Genomic DNA, 23,397 nt, shown 5'->3' with positions numbered 1-23,397 from the left:
TTTATTTCTCCTTCGGTTTCAGCCCTATTTTCTTTCCTTTTTCCACCAGATATTCATACGCGGCGTCATATTCATTGGGTATAACTCCGTCCATAATAGCGTCTTTGACAGATGATTTCAACCGCCCCACTTCCACACCCGGAGCAAGCCCGAATATTTCCATAATTTCCTCGCCGCCGATCGGAGGCTGAAAATTACGTACATGATCTTTCTCTTCTATATCCTTTAATTTATGGCGTACCAGTTCAAAGTTTCGCAAATAACGGCGGACCTTCTCCGGATTTTTAGACGTTATATCAGCTTCGCACAGAGTCATCAGATCTTCAATATCATCTCCGGCCTCAAACAATAAACGGCGGACGGCCGAATCGGTTATATCCTCATCTACAAGCACCTGTGGGCGCATATGAAGCGTCACCATCTTTTGCACATACTTCATTTTCTCATTCAGAGGAAGCTTCATCCTGCGGAATATTCCAGGGATCATCTTTTCTCCTATAAAATTATGGTTATGAAAAGTCCATCCCAGTTTCTTGTCGAAACGCTTGGTTGCCGGTTTGGCTATATCATGCAGGATGGCAGACCAGCGCAACCACAGATCATCGGTTTTCTTCGATATATTATCCAAAACCACCAATGTGTGATAAAAATTATCCTTGTGCCCTACCCCCTCTTTAGTCTCAGCTCCCTTGAGTGCTACCAGTTCCGGAAAAATAATAGCCAACAGACCTGTCTGGTCAAGTTGAAGGAATCCGACGGACGGCCTGGGGGACAATATGATCTTATTTAATTCATCTATAATACGTTCACCCGATATTATACCGATGCGGTCTTTATTACGGGAGATGGCATCGAATGTTCCCGGTTCGATGTCGAAACCCAGCTGCGAAGAAAAACGTATCGCCCTCATCATCCGCAAGGGATCGTCACTGAACGTAATATCCGGATCGAGTGGAGTCCGGATAATCAGGTCTTCCATATCCTTCAGCCCGTTAAACGGATCGAGTAACTCCCCGAACCTGCTTTTATTGAGGCAAACGGCCAGTGCATTTATTGTAAAATCGCGACGATTCTGGTCGTCTTCCAATGTCCCGTCTTCTACAACCGGCTTACGGGAATCCCTTTGGTAAGATTCGCGGCGGGCACCTACAAATTCTACTTCCGTATCCTTATATTTGATCTGCGCCGTACCGAAGTTTTTGAATACAGAGAGATGAGCTTTTCTACCCAGCTTCTTAGCCACAGCCTGAGCCAGTTCAATACCTTTACCTACTGTAACAATATCTATATCCTTTGACGGGCGATGCAAAAAAATATCACGCACATATCCCCCGATAGCATAGCACTCCAATTGCATATCATCTGCAACCTGAGAAATTATTTCAAATATTTTCCCTGAAAACTTCTCTCTTAGTTCGCTTTGTATTTCCTTTTCGTTGTGGTTTATCATTTTAATCTTACAGCATCTCTCTCTTCGGCCAACAGAACAATTTATTCGAGCAATCAAATCAGACAATCGCCCTGATTCCGAGAGGTTAGAAAGTGCAAAGATAATAATTTCTACTTATCAATTATCATAAGGCAGCCCGGCCTCAACAAGAATTATCGAACATCCGCAATACATCATTAAACGATAAATTCCCTTTAACTAAAACCATTTTTTTCTTTTTCCCGTTAAAGGTATATACCGAAAGATCTTTTTTCCTATTTTTAATATCGAAAAGCTAAATTATTAGAGAATAATTCTGTCAAAATCAAAATAATTTGTAATTTGGTACAGGATTATGAAAGATTACCCAGAATATTTTCTCTCTAAAAAAGAATAACATCCTATGCAAATTTTTTTAAGAAATACAATGGTGTTTCTCTTTGTCTTCCTGTTTGCTTGCGGGACAAAAGATGATGGCGCCAAGCTGCGCCTGGACGCGGCGCGGCATTTCTATGCCAATAAAGAATACTCACTGGCCAAACAGGAAATAGACAGCATCAAAATTTTATACCCGAAAGCATTCGACCAGATCCGCTCCGGCCTGGCATTTCTCGACACTATAAGAAGAGCCGAAAACGAACAGGTAATTGCCGGATGCGATTCCCTTATCGCCCTGCATGAGCCTACATTGGAAGCAATGAAAAAACTTTTTTCGTTTCAGCGTAACAAAGAATACCAGGAAACCGGTGCATTTATCCCCAGAGAGAGTCTCTCGGGCGGTATCATCACAGGCATCATGCTCCGGTCAGGAGTCGGTGAAGATGGCGTATTATATATTGAGAGCGTTTTTGTCGGATCAAAGCAAAAACACAATCAAATAAAGGTATCGGCAAAAGACGGCTCTTTTGCTCAGTCGCTGGCAGTGAACGACGACGGCCTTAATTACCGGTTCTCCAATATGGGAAAAGAATACGAGATTATCCGTTTTGCGGGGGCCAGTGAAAATGGCGTAGCCAGATTTATATTCACCAATTCAGGCAATCCCTTAACCGCCACATTGGAGGGACAGGGAAAATATTCATACACCTTATCACAAACTACAAAGTCCGCAATTTCAAAATCTTTTGAGTTATCTACAATGATGTTACAACTGGATAGTTTAAAAACTGCCAAAGAAAAGGCAGAGTATCATATCTATTACCTTGATAACAAAAAAGATAAAGCCCATACGGACAATATCATCAAATGAAAAAAACTTATGAAAAAAGAGCAAGCGCCTGTTGAGATCCTGAATCAAGGACCGGACATATTCATCCCTAATATATCGGTCGATTGTATTATACTGGGTTTTCATTCGTGTAGCCTTAAAGTATTGTTATGTAAATTTAAAGTCTGTGAAAAGTGGATGCTCCCGGGAGGTTTCGTAGCAAAAGACGAAGATCCCGACGAATCTGCCCGGCGGGTATTAAAAGACCGGACCGGACTCAAAAATGTATATCTTAAACAATTCTGTTTCTTTGGTAAAAAAGATCGTATCGACACCGGGGAAAATGCCGATATGCTTAAACGGTTCAACATACAAGGGGACAAAGGCCGATGGTATACCGACCGTTTCATAAGCCTCGGATACTACTCCCTCATTAAATATGATGAAGCCCGGCTATTTGTCAACGAAGAACATGAAGAGGCCCGATGGTTCGATATAGACGACATACCGCCATTATATGCCGACCATAAAGAAATCATAGACACAGCCACCTCCACTATACGGAAGCAGATCGGCTTTATTCCAATGGGTTATGCATTACTACCGGAGAAATTTACCATGCCCGAACTCAGATGTATATATGAAGCTATTCTGGGACGGGAAATAGACAGACGTAACTTTCAGCGAAAAATGTTATCGATAGGTTATATCCAGCCTTTGAATGAAACAAGAAGAGCCGGCGCATACAAATCTCCAAATCTGTACACTTTCATAAAGGATAAGTATGAAGAGGCCGAAAAATACGGTATCCAGGTGATGAGCAATAATTTCTGAAGAAACAGAAGGAATAAAAGAGAATAAAAAAGCGCGGAAGTACCAACTTCCGCGCTTTCTATATATTGAGGTAATCTTTGCGTCTCTTACTTTGCTCCTCCGGCTTTCATCAGATTAGCTTCTTCAATATATTTATCAGCTTCCATGGCAACAGGTGAATTCATATATTGATTTTTGACCGTTGTAAATGTCTCAACTACCTTATCATAGTTTCCCTGATTACGGTATATAAGACCTGCTTTCTTATACAATATCGGGCTTTGCACAGGATTATCAACGCCTTTGGCAGCCTTAACGTAGTAAGAAACAGCATCATTTTCTTTTCCGGTATTGCTTAGACAATCACCGATAGTTCCGTTTACCAACTGGGACAATACTTTATCTCCGCCGCTAAACCCTTTCAGATAGTCCAATGCTTTATCATACTGGCCCAGATTAGCATAACAGATACCGGCATATAATTTCGCAAGGTTTCCGGCGTTGGTCGAGCCATAATCACTGATAATAGACTCAAAACCTACATATCCGTTTGCATCTCCATAGATAGCAAGGGAATCCTGCCCGTTCCTGTAATATTGCTCACCCTTGAATAAAGCAACTTGTGCTTCTGCATTCTTTGGCCCGAGGTAGAAGTTCCTGAAAGCCAGATAGCCACTGATAACCACAACCACGATACCGATTCCGATCAATATCTGTTTTTGATATTTTTCGATAAAGTTTTCAGATTTATGAACGGCACTGTCGATTTTTTCCCAGTCCTTCTCTTCCCGTATTTCAGCTTGTTTCTTTTTAGAAGACATTGTATTATTAGTTATATATTTTAATATTCAGAATTAGCAGCGACAAAAATAGCGGTTTTATCCTTATAAATAAAATCCTGACTGTATTTTTTTTACTCAGTATAGAATTTTACAAGTTGGAGGATAGCCCTTTGACATACAGGGCAGAAGTCTTTACATGTATTTGTCTTCATCCGGCAATCGATAGCAGGGCGATATATCCCCTTTGCCGAATAGCCCGCACCCTCGAACACACCTACATTATATCTGTCTGCAAGGCTAATATTCGTAGGCACCGGAGTCTGGGGCTGAAGCATATCCTGCCACTTTACGGTAAAATCAGCCAGAGTGGTAATATTCGGCTCCCACGGTTCTACTGAATGAATATATGTATTATCCAGCACATCGCTGTCATAAAAATATTCGTCGGCCAGTCCGGCAAAGCTATGCCCGAATTCATGGACTACAACAGGTTTGAATGCAGCATGGCCGGTAGTGGTCAGCGTATATGCATTAAATATCCCCCCGCCTCCATATACATCTGTATTTGCCAATATAATAATATGTGCATATGGGATTCCGGCAATAGCATCATGTATGTCTTTTACATGGGAAGTAGTCAGGTACCGGTCGGAATAAAAAGTATCAAAATGGGAACTGAAAGCTGTCCTGCTCCATTTGCCCTCACGCGGGACACTGACCCCTGAATCCTCAGAAATCGTTTCCACCGCATAGAAATTAAACTTATCTTTCAGTTGATTGAACGGACTGTGATTGAATATTTGTTCGCAGGTTATCTGCGCATGCTCTCTAAATTTTGTCATTTCTGAGGCGGTGTATCCTTCTGCGAGAATAACAACATTCACACATTTATTGACCGAATCGCCCCGATGTATGGCTGTATAGGCCGGAATATTCTTCAGTCCCTTTTTCTTTATCAGAATATCATCCGGATTTACATCGTGCCTGATAGCAGTCCTGTAAACGCCGGACTTATCTCTCAGCTTTATCTCCACTGATATCTTACCCTTAGGATAAGGTACTAAAAACGAGTTCTCGAAACTTTTTCTTACCGCCTTAGCTTCAGGTGTAGTCTGCCATTCTGAAAACAAGGTACTGAAAGCATCGGTATAGATGCACGTTCCTGTTTTTGCATCTGTCACCCATATCTGCCCGTTCCCTTTACGGAGTAGCTGTGACAGGTTATGCCTGCGCCCGGCCCAACGGGGCAATTGGTTCAACTGATCGAGAGCTACGACCTGAGACCCGTCATTTCCCGAAAATATGTAATCTATACGCAAAGTTTTATCGACAAAATAATCTTCAAAATCCTGGGCCTGTGATCCTATAATAGAAAAGAAAAGAGTAAGGGCTAATAAAAAATATTTCATAGAAAGATTCGTTTAATAAGTGACAAAGATAAAAAATATATACATAAATATCCGGACTCCAGGCAATAACATTGAAAGTGAATATTGAACCTGAATACAAAAATTTATACTTTTTTTGTTTTTTCGTATTCTGCTTTCTTGTTTAATTGATTAGCTTTGCATCCGAATATATAAGCATGAGGTTTTGTAGATGAGAAAAGTTCGCATCTTAGCATACATTTTTCTGTGTATATTGTTCTCCGTGCCTTTCTGGGGCGCACAATATGCCTATACTAAGCATCGTGCTGTAAATTCAATATATAGCAACGATACCCTGCCCCGTGTGAATGGTGATTCCCTCCCGAAGGATGATTCCCTGAAACTCCGGAACGACTCTTTACTGCAAGACTCTACCGCTCAGAAAAAAAATGCGCTGGATGCCGTAGTAGACTATACGGCCAATGACTCCGTTGTACTCATGTCCAACAATTGGGGTTATTTATACGGCTCTGCAGAAGTAAAATATACCGAGATAACACTGAAAGGCGAGAAATTATCCATGAATATGGACAGTAGTTTGGTATATGCCACATACGGTCTGGATTCCGTAGGAAAAGAATTCGGCTATCCTGTTTTTTCCGATGGTGGCACGGACTATGAGTCGAAAGACATGAAGTATAACTTCAAGACAAAAAAAGGATATATCACCAATGTTGTTACCACTCAGGGAGAGGGTTATGTAATAGCAGGAAGAGCGAAGAAGCAGGAAGACAACTCGTTCTTTATGCTCGACGGTAAATACACAACCTGCGACGATCACGAACACCCGCATTTCTATCTGGCTCTGACAAAAGCAAAGGTCAAGCCTAAAAAGAATGTAGTTACGGGTCCTGCCTATCTCGTTATCGAAGGATTACCTCTGCCTCTGGGACTTCCTTTCGGGTTCTTTCCTTTTTCCGATAAATATTCATCGGGAGTTATCATGCCGTCGTACGGAGACGAGATGGACAGAGGATTCAATCTGCATGACGGAGGATATTACTTTGCCATTAATGACAATATAGACCTTGCCCTCACAGGGGACATTTATACAAAAGGTTCATGGGCGCTCAAAGCCCGTTCATCATACCGTAAGCGTTATAAATATTCCGGATCGTTCGACTTCAATTATCTGTACAACAAATACGGGGAAAAAGATGTAGACCAATCTATAAGCAAAGACCTCTCGATCAACTGGACGCACTCGCAAGACCCTAAAGCGAATATGTTCCGGACACTCTCCGCAAGTGTGAATTTTTCGACAAGCTCATACAACCAGAACAGCCTCGATAACAGATATATCCCCCGGGGAACCAGCAATACCAAAGGTTCAAGTATCAACCTGACCCAGAAAATACCAAATTCGGCATGGAGCCTTTCAGCCTCTATGAACATAGCCCAAAGAAGCCAGGACTCATCCATTTCCATGACTTTGCCAAACCTGACCGTAACAATGAGCCGTGTGGCTCCGTTCAAAAGAAAAGAGGCGGCGGGAGCAGAACGCTGGTATGAGAAAATTCAGTTAAGCTATACAGGGGATTTCAGAAACAGCATCGACACAAAAGAAAACCTGTTGTTAAAATCCAACTTACAGAAGGACTGGAAAAATGCGATGAAGCATACCATTCCGGTTTCCGCGACATTCAGTGCATTCAATTACCTGAATATCACCCCATCTATTAATTACACGGAACGTTGGTACACCAGTAAAATACAAAAGCAATGGAATCCTGAGACAAATACCCATATGAGTATGCGTGGCGACACGACATATTCATTTAAACGTGTCTATGATTTTAATGCCGCATTGAGTTTCCAGACAAAATTATATGGGGAATACATACCCGTTTTCTCGAAAACAACACGAATACGCCACGTCTTTACTCCTAGCATCAGCCTCAGCTATGCTCCCGACTTCAGCGACCCTATATTTGGATTCTATGAAAGATATAAATATATAGATTCGAAAGGGCAACAAATGGAATATGTATATTCCCCTTATTCGCAGGGAATGTTTGGTACAGCTCCGATGGGCGCTTCAGGAATGGTTTCGTTCAACTTTGAGAATAACCTGGAAATGAAAGTCAAATCAGAAAAGGATTCGACCGGAATGAAAAAGATAAGCCTGATAGACAATCTCAGTGTCAATTTCAGCAATAATATGATGGCCGATTCCCTCAAATGGAGCGACATCGCTGTAAATGCGCGTTTCAAATTCAGCAAATCGTTTGTAGTAAATATAGGCGCCGCTTTCGACCCATATATGTATGGATTGAATCAATACGGCAGCCCGACAAAGGTAGACAAACTGCGTATCAGTCACGGCAAGGGTATCGGACGGCTGAAAAGCACGGGATACTCCATATCCCCGTCCATCAACCAGGATACATTCAAAAAACTCTTTGGAAAAGATATAGACAAGGAGGAGGGCAAAAAAGAAGGAGCTCAACCGGGAACCGACACTCCTGAGGGAGAAGCCGGGGAGCAGCAAAAAGGCAGTCTGCTGGAAAAAAAGAAAGATGACAACGAATATGATGAAGACGGCTATGTAAAGAACGATATAAAATGGAACCTGTCATTTAACTTCTCCATGAACTATAACTATGGGGATTTTGATTATGACAAGATGGAATATAAAGGCCGGCTGACTAAAAACTTCGGACTAAGCGGAAGCATACAGCCTACAAAAAACTGGAATTTCAATTTTAATACGAGTTACGATTTCGATGCCAAGAAAATCGCATATATGAGTTGTAACCTGACCCGGAACCTGCATTGCTGGTCAATAACAGCCAGCTTCAACCCTGTTGGAGCATACAAATCATACTTTGTGTCGTTGCGGGCAAGTTCATCATTATTGCAGGATTTGAAATATGAGCAAAGAGGCCGTTCATCCAGTTACGACCCTAACTGGGATTAAACCCGGTTATAATCTGTCAACTATTTGTATCGGCAGGTTGTTTAGTATAAAACCTTAATTTATTAATAGACATGAAAAAAATAAGCTTCTACTCTATTATCGTACTTCCCGTATTGATTATTATCAGTGCCTGTAGTGAGTCGAATCCTCATTTTCTGAAAAACGAAAAATACAGGAAAGAAGTGCACGAGCAATTCCTTAAAAGAAAAGAACTGGCTTCCGGCCGTGGTAAACAACTATTTACTGTATTAGACAAACCGGGTCTGAGTTTGGAAAAAAGAGAGGCTTTGGAATTTCTATATGCTTATATGCCGCTCTCCGATCTGGCTGATTATGACGGTGATTTTTTTCTCGGACAGGTAGACGCCGCATTCCATGCCCGCGACTATTTTGATTGGGGAAAGAAAATACCTGATGATATTTTCCGCCATTTTGTATTGGTTTACCGTGTGAATAATGAAAATCTGGATACGGCACGCCAGGTCTTTTTCGAAGAATTAAAAGACCGGGTCAAAAACCTGACAATGGAACAGGCCGTGCTCGAAGTCAATCACTGGTGCCACGAAAAAGTAACATACAGAGGAACGGACGGACGCACATCTTCCCCTTTGGCTTTAGCCAAAACATCCTGGGGCCGCTGCGGGGAAGAGTCTACATTTACTACAGCAGCCTTACGGGCTGTAGGCATTCCTGCCCGCCAATGCTACACTCCACGTTGGGTACACACCGACGACAACCATGCATGGGTCGAAGCATGGGTCGATGAAAAGTGGCACTATATCGGCGCCTGTGAGCCCGAACCGGAACTGGATGTGGCATGGTTCTCCGCGCCTGTAAAACGGGCGATGATGGTGCATACCAATGTTTTCGGATTATATGACGGCCCGGAAGAAAAAAATGTACAGACCGGTCTGTATTCCGTTATCAATCTATTGGGCAACTATACTGCTACCCGCGATGTAAAAGTAAAGGTCGTGGATGAATCGGGCAAACCCGTATCCGGAGCAAACGTAAACTTTAATGTATATAATTATGCCGAATTTTATCCTATTGCTACAAGCATTACAAAGGAGGACGGCAGCGCGTCCATTGTTTCCGGTATGGGAGACATACTTGTGTGGGCGAACAAAGATAATATATACGGCTATGCAAAATCGGCGCCTGGCGGCGAAGAATTAACCGTTACCCTGAAAGAAAAGCAAGGCGGGGAATTTGAAGAATCCTTCATTATGGAAGCTCCTTCCGAACAGTCTGTAAAAGAACTTTCCGCCGAGAAAATCGCTGAAAACGCGAAGCGTCTGGCACATGAAGACTCTATCCGCAATGCCTATATGAATACATTTATAAGTGAGGCCGATGCCCGCAAATTTGCCGGGGAAAACGATCTGAACGCTGATAAAACATGGGAATATTTATCCAAATCGCAGGGAAACTGGCAAGAGATATCCGCATTCCTTAAATCTCAGAAAAGCAACGGGTATTTGTACCCATTCATAGAATCATTAAAAGACAAAGACTTGCGCGACACCCCTGCGGATTATTTATCAGACCATCTGGATGTCAGCGGCTCATGGCCGGGTGAAATACCTGACTTCCATAAACGTTATGCAGAATATATATTATCACCCCGCATCAGCCTGGAATTAATCCGCCCCTGGCGTGGCTATTTCAAACAGGTACTGACTGAAGATTTTATCAATAAATCCCGTTCCGACATACAGACCGTGGCAGACTTCGTCCGTACTAATATAAAAGTGGATAATGACCAAAATTATTTCAAATGTCCTGTCTCGCCGCAAGGAGTATATGAACTAAAAGTTTCCGATAAACATTCGAGAGATATATTCTTTGTCGCCTTATGCCGTTCGATGGATATACTGACACGTATAGACCCCGCTACCAGCCGCCCTCAATATCTCAGGGCAGAAGATAATCTGTGGACAGATATATTTTTTGAAAAACAAGCCGAGGAAAAGCCAAAAGCGGTTATAACATTCACAAGCGCAAAGGATAATATAGTAAAACCGGGATACTATACCCATTTTACAATCGCCCGTTTCGAAAATGGAAATTTTGTCACACTGGATTATGAGAACGAAATAAAAAGCCTGCCTGCAAAAATATCCGTTGACGAAGGTTATTACCGTATAATGACGGGCAGCAGGGGAAATGATGGTTCTGTAACCATTGACACACGTTACATAGAAGTGAAAGGCAAGGAGTCCAGAGCCATAGAAATCAAACTGCCTAAGGTGGAAGGACGTATTCAGGTACAAGGTATCGTAGATCCGAATACGATAGTCACATTGAATGACGGCAGCAAAAAAACACTGAAGGAACTGACCAATAAAAAAGGTCTGGTTATCTGCTTCGCCGATCCTGACAAAGAACCGACCAAGCATATTCTTCAGGATCTGCCGGCTGTACAGCAGGCTATTGAAGACTGGAACGGCGGAATATTATTTGCTGTGCCGGACGATAAATTGAGCAAGGCGTTTGATGCCTCTGTATTTAAAGGCCTGCCTAAGCAATCGTTATGGATGACCGACAATAACCGCGTATTGCTTAATGCCGTCGCAGGAGCTTTGCAAATAGATTTCTCCAACAATTTCCCTCTGACGATTTATTTGTCTACGAACGGAGGCATATTATATTCGTCACAGGGTTACCGGATCGGCATCGGAGAAAATATCCTTAAAACGATAGAAGAAGAAAAAGCAACGAAAAAGTAGCCTTGGGAAGAGACAATTATAACCTGACGGCCATCATTTTGATGGCCGTTATGGTTATAATTATGATATTAATGCTGGCTCTGTTCAGTCTTTATCATTCAGCTTATAGCTTAATGCACCGGAAGGACACTTATTTATCTGAGCAATTAGTTGTTCCGTCGTCGCATTTTCCGGTTTTACCCAAGGCCTGTCTTTAGGATTATATACTTCCGGCAGCATTTTCACACAAACACCGGCGTGCTGGCAAAGCTGCGGTTGCCATATGATGGTAAGTTCACCATTGGTGTATTCGATTTTCTTTTCCATGTCTTTAGTTTTGTATATTTAGTTGATCTTACTATTTCCTCCGAATCACACGTTGAAGCCTTTCATAACAAGACGCCTCCAATCCGGATGTTTTTTGATATATCCTGCCACGAAAGGACAAAGAGGAATCAGGCGTAATTCTTTTTTCTCTATATCTGCCAGAACTTTTTCTACGAGCCGGCTGCCTATCCCCTGGCCTTCGAGTGCAACAGGAACCTCAGTGTGTGTCAGGTATATTTCGCCGTTATTTGTTTTTATATATTCTATCTTAGCAAGATATTTTCCCACATGAAACTCATATTGGTTTCCGTCTGTATTGTTGATTAATTCATAGTTTTCCATTGCCGGATAGTTTATTTAGTTTGTAACTTATTTATAAACATCCTGTTGCCGCATATTGTTTATCCCCTTATTTTTTTACGCCCTTTCTTCTTCGAATCTACAACCTCGTAAATACTGATAAAGACAAATATAGAGACAGACAATGTATTAGCAGCGATCAGATTAAGATGAGAACTGAAGAAAATAAGGATAAGCAAAGCCGCGATGGCTATAATATGGGACTTAGCTACAACCCTGCATGTAAACCATTTATACACCATATTAGCAACCAGATAGATAACCGGCCCCACAATCACGACAAATATTGCAGCAGCGGTCATGTGTTCCAAAGGATGGTTAACAACCAGCTCATCTCCCACTGCACAAAGGATCAATGCACCGACCAGGATAACATGTATCGAATGATATTTCAAGCCCAGCAAACCCGGATTATCTACCTCCATTATTTTTTCCGCTCCGGCTTCGCTACTTGCATCAAAATAAATCCACCACATAGCCAGACTGCTTATGAATGATATAAGTGCCGCTAAAACAACCGGAGCTGTCCAGACTTCGATTTCGCTTAATGAAGCGCCGGACATCAAAATCGTTTCCCCAAAGGCTATAATAACAAAAAGCTGGCTTCTTTCGGCCAGATGATGCCCGTCTATTGTCCAGTCTTTAGCCGAATCCGACCGTCCCAGAAACGGAAGGTAAAAACCGAACATGGGAGCAGTATAGTCACACAGGACAGCAATAGCCCACAGGAATAAACGCATTTCTCCTTCCTGAAATGCACCGATTATCCAGAAGACTGCGGATATAACAAACCAGCCGAATATACGGGTATAATTTGGTGTTAACTGATGTTTCCTGCCCAGCATAAACAGGATAGATGCCGTACGTCCGACCTGAATGACGACATAACAGACGGCAAATATCCAACCCCTTTCGCCAAAAGCCCCGGGAATGGCTGCCGCGACCAATAGCCCGATCATCATCAGCACAAACAGTATGCCCCTTATACTGCGGATATTCGGGTCGAACCAGTTTGTCATCCATGTGGTATGCTGCCATCCGAGCCATACTGCAAACCAGAGTACAGCGCTTTGCAAAAAGCCTGTCCAGTTCAGATGATGTAAAAAGTAATGGGATAGTTGCGTTACAGCAAATACATATATAAGATCAAAAAGCAGCTCGGAAAAAGAAACAGTAGCGATTCCTTCTCCACGCTTGCGAAGAAGGGAATGCGATGTATGCGAAGAATGAGCCATAAGTTAATACATTTTATCAAATCACGCTATGTTATTAACGATTCGACCTAAGCTTTGTTCAATGGCGACAAGGCAAAAAAAAGACAAGCCCGAAAGCCTGTCTTCCTATGATATTCCGGAACTTTTATTCCAACTCGAACCCATAGCTTTTACCTTTATCTGCAGCTGGCACCCCGGTCTTCATCCAGACAGGCATTGGTTCGCCTTTCAGGTAATGGTCGAAAAACTGTTGTAAACGTATGCTCAGGTCTTTGGTATTTCTCCGCTCTTTCAGATTGTGTGCTTCATTATTGTATTGTAGCATCCATACCGGTTTTTGTAAACGGCGGAGAGCCATAAAATATTCGATACCCTGATACCACGGCACAGCGCCGTCTTTATCATTGTGCATAATAAGCAGAGGAGTCTGCACTTTATCGGCAAAGAAAACCGGAGAATTTTCCTTATACAGTTCCGGAGCTTCCCACATAGTGGCGCCGATACGCGACTGAGTCTGCTCATACTGAAACTGGCGGCTCATTCCCGTTTCCCAACGGATACCACCATACGCGCTGAACATATTGGATACGGGCGCTCCTGCTCCCGCAGCCTTAAACATATTGGTGCGGGTTATCAGGTAAGCCGTCTGGTAGCCGCCCCAGCTTTGTCCTTGTATAGCCATATTATTTTTATCCACCCATGTGTTTTTAGCCAGTTCCCCGGCACCGGATACAACAGCATTGTATGCGCTCTCGCCGGGATGTCCTGTGGTATATACTATGTCGGGAGTAAATACAATATAACCCCTGCTGCAATAAAACGGGATATTGATGATGGAACGGCTGGGCGCTGGAGGAAAATACTGATAAAGATTATCTGTATGCTGCTCATAGAAATAAATCATTACAGGATATTTCTTTGCGGGATCAAAATCCTCGGGTTTATATACAATACCCTGAGTCTCCTTACCATCAAACATGGTCCACGACATTAACTCTGCCGTGCCCCAGTTGTATTCTTTCATCTGTGGATTTATATCCGACAATTTAGCATCTGTCTTCCATAAATCGGCAGTAACATATAAATCGGGAGAAGTGTTGAAATTGCTTTTCGTAAAACAATATACATCCTTATCTTTTGCCTTTACCGGCGTAGTATATGTATATTTACCCATTATCAGGGGAATTACTTTCGATTTATTCCATTCATAAAATCCGGCTTCCTTACTGGTCTCATCAAAAGCAGAGAGTAATAATTTTTCGTCAGGTTTTATAAAGCGGCTCTCCGGGTCAGTCTTAATATACCGGAGTACGGTTTTCTTTTCACGCCCAATACCCTTCGTCAGGTTTTCGGGCTTCTTCGCTCCGTCAGGATCAAGCTTCCATATATCATATCTGTCATAAACCAGAACAGCGGCATCATTTTCCATCCATGTCGCAGGGCCATATGGATAAGGCAGCATCGGCGTATCTGTTTTTTCGTCCCAGAAATTTACATCAAGGCTGTTTGTCAGGCAGACTTCTTGTCCTGTTTTGGCGGAATAAGCATAGTATTTCTTATCTTCCGGAGCATACCATAACAGATAATTTCCTTGGGGAGAGAAATAAATTCGTCCTTCTAAGCCCGTTTTTATTAGCTTCTTTGTATTGTTCTCCAGATCGAAAAGCCAGATATCATTTCTTGATCCTGCCCAAAGGTCCCATTGCTGCTCAATTTCATATTTGAGGTCAGAAACTCCCAACGCGTATTTTCCGTTATTCTCAGCGGAAATATTCACATCAGGAATTTCCTCTGTTGCCAGCTGATAAAACTTATTATTGTTTAAATCTATATATGAGAGATAAGTTTGCTTGTTTTTCTTTTCCAGTTGAACCAATTGCATAGGTTGTATCTGAGGCTCCTGCCAGTGCCAGAGATCGAGCTGAGCCTTTTCAAAATCAGGAATGGTTGTATCTTTTGGTAATTTTATGGGTGCAGTGCCCAACAGCAAGCGCTTCTCATCTTTACTGAAAACAGGTGAATAATTTTCACTCACACCCCATTTATCAGGCATTCCTGATGTACTTTTATCTGCCATAAGTCTGGCTGAATCGAGAGTGGCATCGAAACAGAACAGAGCATATTCTTTGATTTCTTTCTTCAGGCTATCGGCTGTGGCAATGAACGTAAGTTTGCTTCCGGACTCCGACAATGCAACATTTTTGTATATCGTCTTTCCTGTCGAAACTGTTTTTTTATCCAGGTTACCCAGATTAATGAATAATACACCCGGTTTATTCACTGTGTCTTTGGCATTCGGTTTCAGTATAGTAGTAAAAAATTTACCGTTGCGGCTGAATACATATTCGGTTGCATGTTTAATTGTATCTTCCTTTGCTGAATAAAGATTCCGGAGAACAAGCGAATACGCCTTTACGTCTTTCTTATCCTTTACTTTTGTCGTATCGTCCAATGTGTAAGCCACATAATCGGAATAATCTTTTCCTATTTTATAACTCTTCACATTCGGTATCTTAGATACGGTAAATTTACCGAGGGATATTATCGCCAGAGAGTCTTTAGGCAGTTTCTCATCGGCCGTTTTCTTTATTTTCGCCTGACGGGTTACAGCGTAAGGCGCTTTTATCTGAGCTACTACATTCTTCTGGTCTGGAGTAACGGTATATGTATAACCACGGGGTAGGACAAGTTCCTTTTGGCTTTTCAGGTTCCGGATAAGAAGATAATCGTCCCCCTCCTGTTCCTTTACTATAGCAACGCTATACTTTCCGTCATTCGTTATTTCAATATTGGAAAGGCTTTTCCATGTATCATAAACAGAATGATCCAATACTTTCTTCTGCGCCACTGCGGGAAGTACTGTTGATAATGCTATACCCAGAACAACGCACATCTGATATGCTTTCATTATTAAGGTCTTTTTAGGTTATATGATGACTGTGTAATGGAAAAGAAACCTTTTCAGGCTTCTTCTCCATACTCCATTAAATATGCTTTGATAAAATCGTCCAGATCGCCATCCATTACTGCATTCACATTGGAAGTCTGATAGTTTGTCCGGTGATCCTTCACACGACGGTCGTCAAATACATAGCTGCGGATTTGTGATCCCCATTCTATTTTCTTCTTACCGGCCTCTATTTTCGACTGTTCACGACTACGTCTTTCCAGTTCCATTTCATACAACTGCGATTTCAGCAAACGGATCGCATTATCCTTGTTTCCGAACTGGGAACGGCTTTCTGTATTCTCTATTACAATTTCTTTTTCTTCTCCTGTCTCAGGATCTTTGTATTTGTAGTGCAGGCGAACCCCGGTCTCTACTTTATTTACGTTCTGGCCTCCGGCCCCACTGGAACGGAATGTATCCCATGTAATATCGGACTGGTTTACTTCAATCTCGATAGTATCATCTACCAACGGCACTACATAGACCGAAGCAAACGAAGTCATACGTTTACCCTGAGCGTTATATGGCGATACACGGACAAGACGGTGCACGCCGTTCTCCGATTTCAGATAACCATATGCATACTCGCCTTCGACCTGCAATGTAGCGGTTTTGATACCTGCTTCATCTCCATCCTGCCAGTGAGTGACAGTCGTTTTATAACCTCTGGAATCGCACCATCGCTGGTACATGCGAAAGAGCATCGACGCCCAGTCCTGCCCTTCGGTTCCTCCGGCACCACTGTTTATTTTTAATACTGCGCCGAGTTTATCTTCTTCGCGGCGAAGCATATTTTTCAATTCCAGGTTTTCGACAAGTTTCACGGCATTATCATATGCCGCGTCTACTTCCTCCTCGGACGTAACACCTTCTTTCTGAAAATCGAATGCCAACTGTAGTTCTTCGGCTGCACCTTTTACTTCTTCGTATCCTTCTATCCAGCCTTTAAGCCCGCGGATAATCTTCATCTGGGCTTCCGCAGTCTTTGCGTCATCCCAAAAACCGGGAGCATGTGTTCTTAATTCTTCTTCTTCGAGTTGTATTTTTTTCGCATCGACGTCAAAGATGCCTCCTTAACGCATCCTCGCGTTCCAACACTTCTTTGAGTTGGTCTGATGTAATCATAAGTTACCTTTTAAGTTATTACTAAATTGAGATGCAAAGGTAAAAATAAGTTGTAAGTTACGGGTTATAAGTTGTCAGTATTTTGTAATGTGATAAGATAGTGAGTGTGTTTCTTTTTGATAATGGAAGGAGGTAATAGGTATTACAGTCTGAAAGCCTGTGAGATCAGTCAAGTGATGAAGAATATATACTTAATAAATATGGAAAAATGGATGGCTTTTCCTCTAATTTATATAACCTTATAATTGAAACTAATGACGATGAAATATTTATTTTTATTGCTGATTTTAGCCTTATTATGTTGTTCAAATACACAGAATAAATTTGATGTTCCGTCTCGCTTTTATTTTAAAATTAGTGATGGCGCAAATGATAGTTATAATTCACAGACTGCCTTATTCAAGAGACGTTATTCAAATGGCGCCAAATCTTATGAAATATCACTCAATGATGCTGAAAGAAGAATGATCTATAACTTATATCAGGAGATTCATTTTCAGAATTTCCCCAAAGAGTTTGAAATAGAATGGAATGATACTGATCCTGTTACAGTAGTTATTCCAAGCTTTGATACTTCGATAGAAATCTGTGAAAACGATAGTTGTAATAAAGTTATTTTAAATCTTATAGATTTGGAAAATCCTATTAATGATAAAGAAAAAGCTTTGCAATATAAAAGGCTGTATGATAAAATCTGGCAGATAATCATAAATAAAGAAGAATATACGGATATTCCAGATTCTGATTGTATTTATTTGTAAAATTGAATTAGAATTATCCAAAGATCAGAAAGAGTTTTTCTTAAATAAAATTGATTCGTACTTTTATATATCACTAATAGACCCGCTGACGCGGACTTCCAGTCCGTGTCTTGTTGACAGGGCAAAAATATTTACTATGCCACACACAAGCGGGGCATCTGCGCGGGCAGAGGCTATATCAGCGTAACTGAAAATTTATCAGAACCAAATATCTTTATCTATATAAGAAACTAATTATTAACATTAATATTTAAGTCTTATGAAGTATAAAGAAAAAACAGCCTCGGAGATTATCCGGATGATAGAACAGGACTTGTGCAGTATCTCCGAAATATGCAAAACATTTAAAATAAGCCGCAAGACATTTTATGAATGGAAAAAGGCAAAGCCCGATTTCGGCGAAGCGGTGGAAGAAGCCATCGACCACCGCGAAGAGGTGATGATAGCTTCGGCACGTATCGGACTGAAACAACTGCTAAGGGGAAGGCTATGTGCAGAAAAAAGAGAAGGTCACCTATATCCCCGATAAGAACGATCCGCTGAACGAGGTGGAGAAATGCCGCGTAGTGGAAAAGAAATTCTGTCCGCCGAGCATCCGCGCGATAAAGTACGTACTCGACCGGGAGGAAAGGAAGAAGGACAGAGACCGCTTGCTTGCATCGGAACGCCATCCGCTGGTCATCGAAGTACAGGACGAAGAGACCAGGCGTCAGTTGATGATATTGAAAGGGAACGGCTTCCGTTCGGGCGGCTCGCTCAATCCGGAAGTGGTGGCGGCCGTGGATAAGGAACTGGAAGAGGAAGGCAAAATGAAAAGTGAAGAACCGGAAGTGAAAAGTGAAGAACTAAAAGTGAAAGATGAGCAGGGGCAAGCTATGGAGCAGCAGCCTGCCATACAACCATCTGCCGCTCCGGTAGAGAAGCCCAAACCAAAGAATCTCTATCCGTTCCTGCCGCCGGGATATACATCGAGAACGGATTGAAGAAGGGGTAAATAATAAGTGAAAAACGAAAAGTGAAGAACGAATTGAAAATCGGCGGAGCCAAAAGCGAAGAACGAAAAATTATACGGGATACAAGTTGTTAACTGCTAACTGTTGACTGTTAACTGAAAAGTTAACCCGCTGGCGCGGACTTCCAGTCCATGTCTTGTTGACAGGGCAAAAATGTTTGCTACGCAACACACAGACGGGACGTCTGCGCGAGCGAAGAAGACGAAAAATTTGGAAATGGACAGAGTATATGACAAACCACGACACTGTTTACTGATGACTGTTTACTGTTCACTGAAAAAGAGTTACGGGTTAGAGAGTTCTTTGAAGTAATGAATATCGAGTGATAAGTATAGGATAGAATATGTTTTTTTACGTCTTTGCACCGCTATCATGCGAATCTTTCGCATGTATTTATGACACAATACAGTCGTGCGGTAGCAGGGGAGAATGGATTGAGGAAGGGGAAAGTAGTATGCAGAGACAGCAGTATTACTGTTTACTGCTAACTGTTGACCGTTAAATGATATATCTGTTACCTTTGTTACTTTTTTAAGTTGAGAGTCTACGGGGAGACAGATCACCACCGATATGGTTATTCATCGGGCATCTACAAAAAAAGTCCCTCACTGTTTAGTGAAGGACTTATCTTAAAAACGGCGGTAACCTACTCTCCCACTTGCGCAGTACCATCGGCACGACCGGGCTTAACTTCTCTGTTCGGAATGGGAAGAGGTGGAGCCCCGGTGTTATAACCACCTGAATATCTTCAGTTAACAGTTTACAGTTAACAGTTTACAGTATTAAATACCACAACCGTATGCCTTGCTGTCAACCGTGTAGGATTGACTGATGTAAAAGAGCGAGTATCGTTATCTTATATTCGTAATATAGCAAACCTCTGGTTTGTTGTTTGGCGTCAGTTAACATCATTCTGGTTACTGACACCCTTGAAAGCGTCCGGGCTATTAGTACTACTCGGCTATGACATTGCTGCCTTTACACCTGTAGCCTATCAAGGTCGTAGTCTACAACCACCCTTAATGGATATCTTATCTTGAAGTCGGCTTCGTACTTAGATGCTTTCAGCACTTATCCAATCCGGACTTAGCTACCCGGCGATGCTCCTGGCGGAACAACCGGCAGACCAGGGGTCCGTCCAACACGGTCCTCTCGTACTAGTGTCAGATCTCCGCAAATATCCTGCGCCCACGATAGATAGAGACCGAACTGTCTCACGACGTTCTGAACCCAGCTCGCGTGCCACTTTAATGGGCGAACAGCCCAACCCTTGGGACCTGCTCCAGCCCCAGGATGTGACGAGCCGACATCGAGGTGCCAAACCATTCCGTCGATATGAGCTCTTGGGAATGATCAGCCTGTTATCCCCGGAGTACCTTTTATCCTTTGAGCGATGGCCATTCCATACTGAAACCACCGGATCACTATGCTCTAGTTTCCTACCTGATCGACTTGTGGGTCTCTCAGTCAAGCGTGCTTATACCATTACACTCTACGAACGGTTACCAATCGTCCTGAGCACACCTTTAGAAGCCTCCGTTACTCTTTTGGAGGCGACCACCCCAGTCAAACTACCCACCATACACTGTTCCTGCATCCGCAGGTTAGATTCCAAACAATTAAAGGGCCGTATTTCAAGGATGGCTCCACAAGTACTGGCGTACCCGCTTCACAGCCTCCGGCCTATCCTACACATCAAGTGCCCAGAATCAATGTAAAGCTATAGTAAAGGTTCACGGGGTCTTTTCGTCCCATCGCGGGTAATCGGCATCTTCACCGATACTACAATTTCACCGAGATCACAGTTGAGACAGTGTCAAGATCATTACACCATTCGTGCAGGTCGGAACTTACCCGACAAGGAATTTCGCTACCTTAGGACCGTTATAGTTACGGCCGCCGTTTACTGGGGCTTCAATTCAATGCTTCTGATTGCTCATGACATCTCCTCTTAACCTTCCAGCACCGGGCAGGTGTCAGGCTATATACTTCTTCTTTCAAATTTGCATAGCCATGTGTTTTTGTTAAACAGTTGCCTTGACCTATTCTCTGCGGCCACCCTTACAGATGGCACCCTTTATCCCGAAGTTACAGGGTCATTTTGCCTAATTCCTTAACTGTGAATCGCTCGAGCGCCTTAGTATTTTCAACCCGACTACGTGTGTCCGTTTGTGGTACGGTTGCTATACAGATTAGCGTTTAGCGGTTTTTCTAGGCAGTATGCTTACCTGCATTATCTACGCTCCCGAAGGATTGTAGTACTATCAGTTTCAACTCCAAAGGCGGATTTGCCTACCTCTGTCTACGTCTACTTCCTTTAACCAAGTAATCCGTCACTTGGCAGCAGTGTCACTCCTGCGTCCCCACATAACTCTGTATAACAGTACCGGAATATTAACCGGTTCTTCCATCGGCTTCGCCGTTCGGCTACACCTTAGGGTCCGACTTACCCTGATCCGATTAGCGTTGATCAGGAAACCTTAGTCTTTCGGCGAGGAGGTTTCTCACCCCCTTTATCGTTACTTATACCTACATTTGCTTTTCTACACGCTCCAGAATACCTGACGGTACGCCTTCAACGCTGAGTAGAATGCTCCCCTACCGATAATATTTTATCCCATAGCTTCGGTAACATGTTTATGCCCGATTATTATCCACGCACGACCACTCGACTAGTGAGCTGTTACGCACTCTTTAAATGAATGGCTGCTTCCAAGCCAACATCCTAGCTGTCTTAGTAGTCATACTTCGTTAATTCAACTGAACATGTATTTGGGGACCTTAGCTGATGGTCTGGGTTCTTTCCCTCTCGGACATGGACCTTAGCACCCATGCCCTCACTCCCGGTATTAACTTATGCCCATTCGGAGTTTATCTGGACTTGATAGGCGGCGAAGCCCTCGCATCCAATCAGTCGCTCTACCTGACATAAGTAATTCGCCGAGGCTGCACCTAAATGCATTTCGGGGAGTACGAGCTATCTCCAAGTTTGATTAGCCTTTCACCCCTACCCTCAGGTCATCCGAAAGCTTTTCAACGCTTACCGGTTCGGTCCTCCATTTGGTGTTACCCAAACTTCAACCTGCCCAAGGGTAGATCACTTGGTTTCGCGTCTACTCCTACTGACTCAAACGCCCTGTTAAGACTTGCTTTCGCTTCGGCTGCGTACATCATTGTACTTAACCTTGCCAGTAAGAGTAACTCGTAGGTTCATTATGCAAAAGGCACGCCGTCACATTTTAATGCTCCGACCGCTTGTAGGCACATGGTTTCAGGGTCTCTTTCACTCCTCTGTTCGAGGTGCTTTTCACCTTTCCCTCACGGTACTGGTTCACTATCGGTCTCTCAGGAGTATTTAGCCTTACCGGATGGTCCCGGCTGATTCACACAGGATTTCTCGTGTCCCGCGCTACTCAGGATACTGCTAGGCTTCGGATATGATTCGTATACGGGATTATCACCCTCTATGATCGCTCTTTCCATAGCGTTCTACTTCAAATCGGTCTTGCCACGGCGCAGTCCTACAACCCCGCTATTGCCTAAACAATAACGGTTTGGGCTCTTCCCATTTCGCTCGCCACTACTCTGGGAATCATTTTTATTTTCTTTTCCTACGGGTACTTAGATGTTTCAGTTCCCCGCGTTTGCTCACTACATACATAGTGTAATATCCTCTTCGGATACTGGGTTGCCCCATTCGGAAATCCACGGATCAAGGGTTATTTGCACCTTCCCGTAGCTTATCGCAGCTTATCACGTCCTTCTTCGCCTCTGAGAGCCTAGGCATCCCCCATGTGCCCTTTCCTACTTTCTTTTTTCTATCTAACAAATAACCCGAAGATTATTCATTAGCAGGGTTTGATAGATTATTTCCATAATCTAACTTTACTTGCTCTTTTTATACATCATGTCAAAGATCGTTTTTAAGTGTAAACTGATAAGTGTAAAGTGAAAAATATAATTTATATTCTTCGTTTTTCACTCTTCGTTATTCACTTAAGTTGTGGAGAATAACGGATTCGAACCGTTGACCCCCTGCGTGCAAGGCAGGTGCTCTAGCCAGCTGAGCTAATCCCCCGTAAGGTGATTTAAAGATTTCAAAATTTAATGATTGCAAAATTATTTGTGGAATCTTGAAATTTTTAAATCTTGGAATCTTGAAACCTCGCTGCTCTCGCAGCGATGTAGTCCCAGGCAGAGTTGAACTGCCGACCTCTACATTATCAGTGTAGCGCTCTAACCAACTGAGCTATAGGACTGGCTGTTCTCGCCTGAAACTGATTGCCAGCTTCTTGGTTTCTCTTGGTCAGTTAACAGTTAGCAGTAAACAGTAAACAGTATATTTCAACTGGTAAACC

Annotated in this window: 13 protein-coding genes, 2 tRNA genes, 2 rRNA genes and 1 pseudogene; 6 read left to right on the top strand and 12 right to left on the bottom strand. The window is 42.7% G+C overall.

Translation table 11 applies throughout. From position 1 onward, the window contains the following. Position 1: 1 nt before the first annotated feature. A complete protein-coding gene (locus ACYQ3L_RS22915) occupies positions 2-1,450 on the bottom strand; it encodes a CCA tRNA nucleotidyltransferase (RefSeq protein WP_379993582.1) in 1,449 nt (482 codons plus the stop codon). A gap of 382 nt (positions 1,451-1,832) precedes the next feature. Here ACYQ3L_RS22915 and ACYQ3L_RS22910 point away from each other — a divergent pair, with 382 nt between their 5' ends. Together ACYQ3L_RS22910 and ACYQ3L_RS22905 are read left to right on the top strand one after the other, a co-directional pair. Continuing rightward, positions 1,833-2,678, top strand: a complete 846-nt coding sequence (locus tag ACYQ3L_RS22910) for a hypothetical protein (protein WP_379993583.1) — start codon at positions 1,833-1,835, stop codon at positions 2,676-2,678. Positions 2,679-2,687: 9 nt separating this feature from the next. Next, a complete protein-coding gene (locus ACYQ3L_RS22905) occupies positions 2,688-3,470 on the top strand; it encodes an NUDIX hydrolase (protein WP_379993584.1) in 783 nt (260 codons plus the stop codon). A gap of 86 nt (positions 3,471-3,556) precedes the next feature. Here the strand turns inward: ACYQ3L_RS22905 and ACYQ3L_RS22900 are convergent, their stop codons facing one another. Next, entirely contained in the window at positions 3,557-4,270 is a 714-nt protein-coding gene (locus ACYQ3L_RS22900; RefSeq protein ID WP_379993585.1) for a tetratricopeptide repeat protein, read from the bottom strand. 92 nt (positions 4,271-4,362) lie between these two features. Further along, the gene (locus ACYQ3L_RS22895; protein WP_379993586.1) at positions 4,363-5,640 is read right to left on the bottom strand and encodes a M64 family metallopeptidase; all 1,278 of its coding nucleotides are present in this window, start codon (positions 5,638-5,640) and stop codon (positions 4,363-4,365) included. A 190-nt stretch (positions 5,641-5,830) separates the two neighbouring features. Between ACYQ3L_RS22895 and ACYQ3L_RS22890 the strand changes: the two genes are divergently transcribed. Further along, positions 5,831-8,578, top strand: a complete 2,748-nt coding sequence (locus tag ACYQ3L_RS22890; RefSeq protein ID WP_379993587.1) for a putative LPS assembly protein LptD — start codon at positions 5,831-5,833, stop codon at positions 8,576-8,578. Positions 8,579-8,649: 71 nt separating this feature from the next. Further along, on the top strand, positions 8,650-11,310 hold the full coding sequence (locus ACYQ3L_RS22885; protein WP_379993588.1) for a transglutaminase domain-containing protein: 2,661 nt from the start codon (positions 8,650-8,652) through the stop codon (positions 11,308-11,310). Positions 11,311-11,394: 84 nt separating this feature from the next. On the opposite strand, the gene ACYQ3L_RS22880 is transcribed toward ACYQ3L_RS22885, so the two are convergent. The 5 genes from ACYQ3L_RS22880 to prfB form a co-directional block, all read right to left on the bottom strand. Beyond that, on the bottom strand, positions 11,395-11,616 hold the full coding sequence (locus ACYQ3L_RS22880) for a (4Fe-4S)-binding protein (protein ID WP_379993589.1): 222 nt from the start codon (positions 11,614-11,616) through the stop codon (positions 11,395-11,397). A 45-nt stretch (positions 11,617-11,661) separates the two neighbouring features. Further along, positions 11,662-11,958 carry a GNAT family N-acetyltransferase gene (locus ACYQ3L_RS22875; RefSeq protein ID WP_379993590.1) on the bottom strand — a complete coding sequence of 99 codons (297 nt, stop codon included), beginning with the start codon at positions 11,956-11,958 and terminating at the stop codon, positions 11,662-11,664. A gap of 59 nt (positions 11,959-12,017) precedes the next feature. After that, positions 12,018-13,211 (bottom strand): low temperature requirement protein A, encoded by a 1,194-nt coding sequence (locus tag ACYQ3L_RS22870; protein WP_379993591.1) that lies wholly within the window; start codon positions 13,209-13,211, stop codon positions 12,018-12,020. 124 nt (positions 13,212-13,335) lie between these two features. Beyond that, on the bottom strand, positions 13,336-16,098 hold the full coding sequence (locus ACYQ3L_RS22865) for a S9 family peptidase (protein WP_379993592.1): 2,763 nt from the start codon (positions 16,096-16,098) through the stop codon (positions 13,336-13,338). 53 nt (positions 16,099-16,151) lie between these two features. Further along, positions 16,152-17,265 (bottom strand): peptide chain release factor 2 gene (prfB, locus tag ACYQ3L_RS22860; RefSeq protein ID WP_379993593.1). Its coding sequence is split into 2 segments (ribosomal slippage): positions 16,152-17,201 and positions 17,203-17,265, totalling 1,113 coding nucleotides; the frame shifts between segments, so codons are not numbered across the junction. 260 nt (positions 17,266-17,525) lie between these two features. Between prfB and ACYQ3L_RS22855 the strand changes: the two genes are divergently transcribed. Both ACYQ3L_RS22855 and ACYQ3L_RS22850 read left to right on the top strand, forming a co-directional pair. Beyond that, positions 17,526-18,026, top strand: coding sequence for a hypothetical protein (locus tag ACYQ3L_RS22855; RefSeq protein WP_379993594.1), 501 nt, complete (start codon positions 17,526-17,528; stop codon positions 18,024-18,026). Between the two features lie 259 nt (positions 18,027-18,285). Then, positions 18,286-19,009: pseudogene (locus ACYQ3L_RS22850) on the top strand (helix-turn-helix domain-containing protein). Positions 19,010-19,672: 663 nt separating this feature from the next. On the opposite strand, the gene rrf reads toward ACYQ3L_RS22850, so the two are convergent. The 4 genes from rrf to ACYQ3L_RS22830 all read right to left on the bottom strand — a co-directional run bounded on the left by rrf (position 19,673) and on the right by ACYQ3L_RS22830 (position 23,298). Next, a 5S ribosomal RNA gene (rrf, locus tag ACYQ3L_RS22845) occupies positions 19,673-19,781 on the bottom strand. A 185-nt stretch (positions 19,782-19,966) separates the two neighbouring features. Further along, positions 19,967-22,853: ribosomal RNA gene (locus ACYQ3L_RS22840) — 23S ribosomal RNA — on the bottom strand. Between the two features lie 190 nt (positions 22,854-23,043). Further along, positions 23,044-23,117, bottom strand: a tRNA-Ala gene (locus ACYQ3L_RS22835). A gap of 107 nt (positions 23,118-23,224) precedes the next feature. Then, a tRNA-Ile gene (locus ACYQ3L_RS22830) sits at positions 23,225-23,298 on the bottom strand. Positions 23,299-23,397: the final 99 nt, after the last annotated feature.

The sequence above is a fragment of the Dysgonomonas termitidis genome (assembly GCF_054657735.1).
This window is presented reverse-complemented; position numbering and strand designations above follow the sequence as displayed.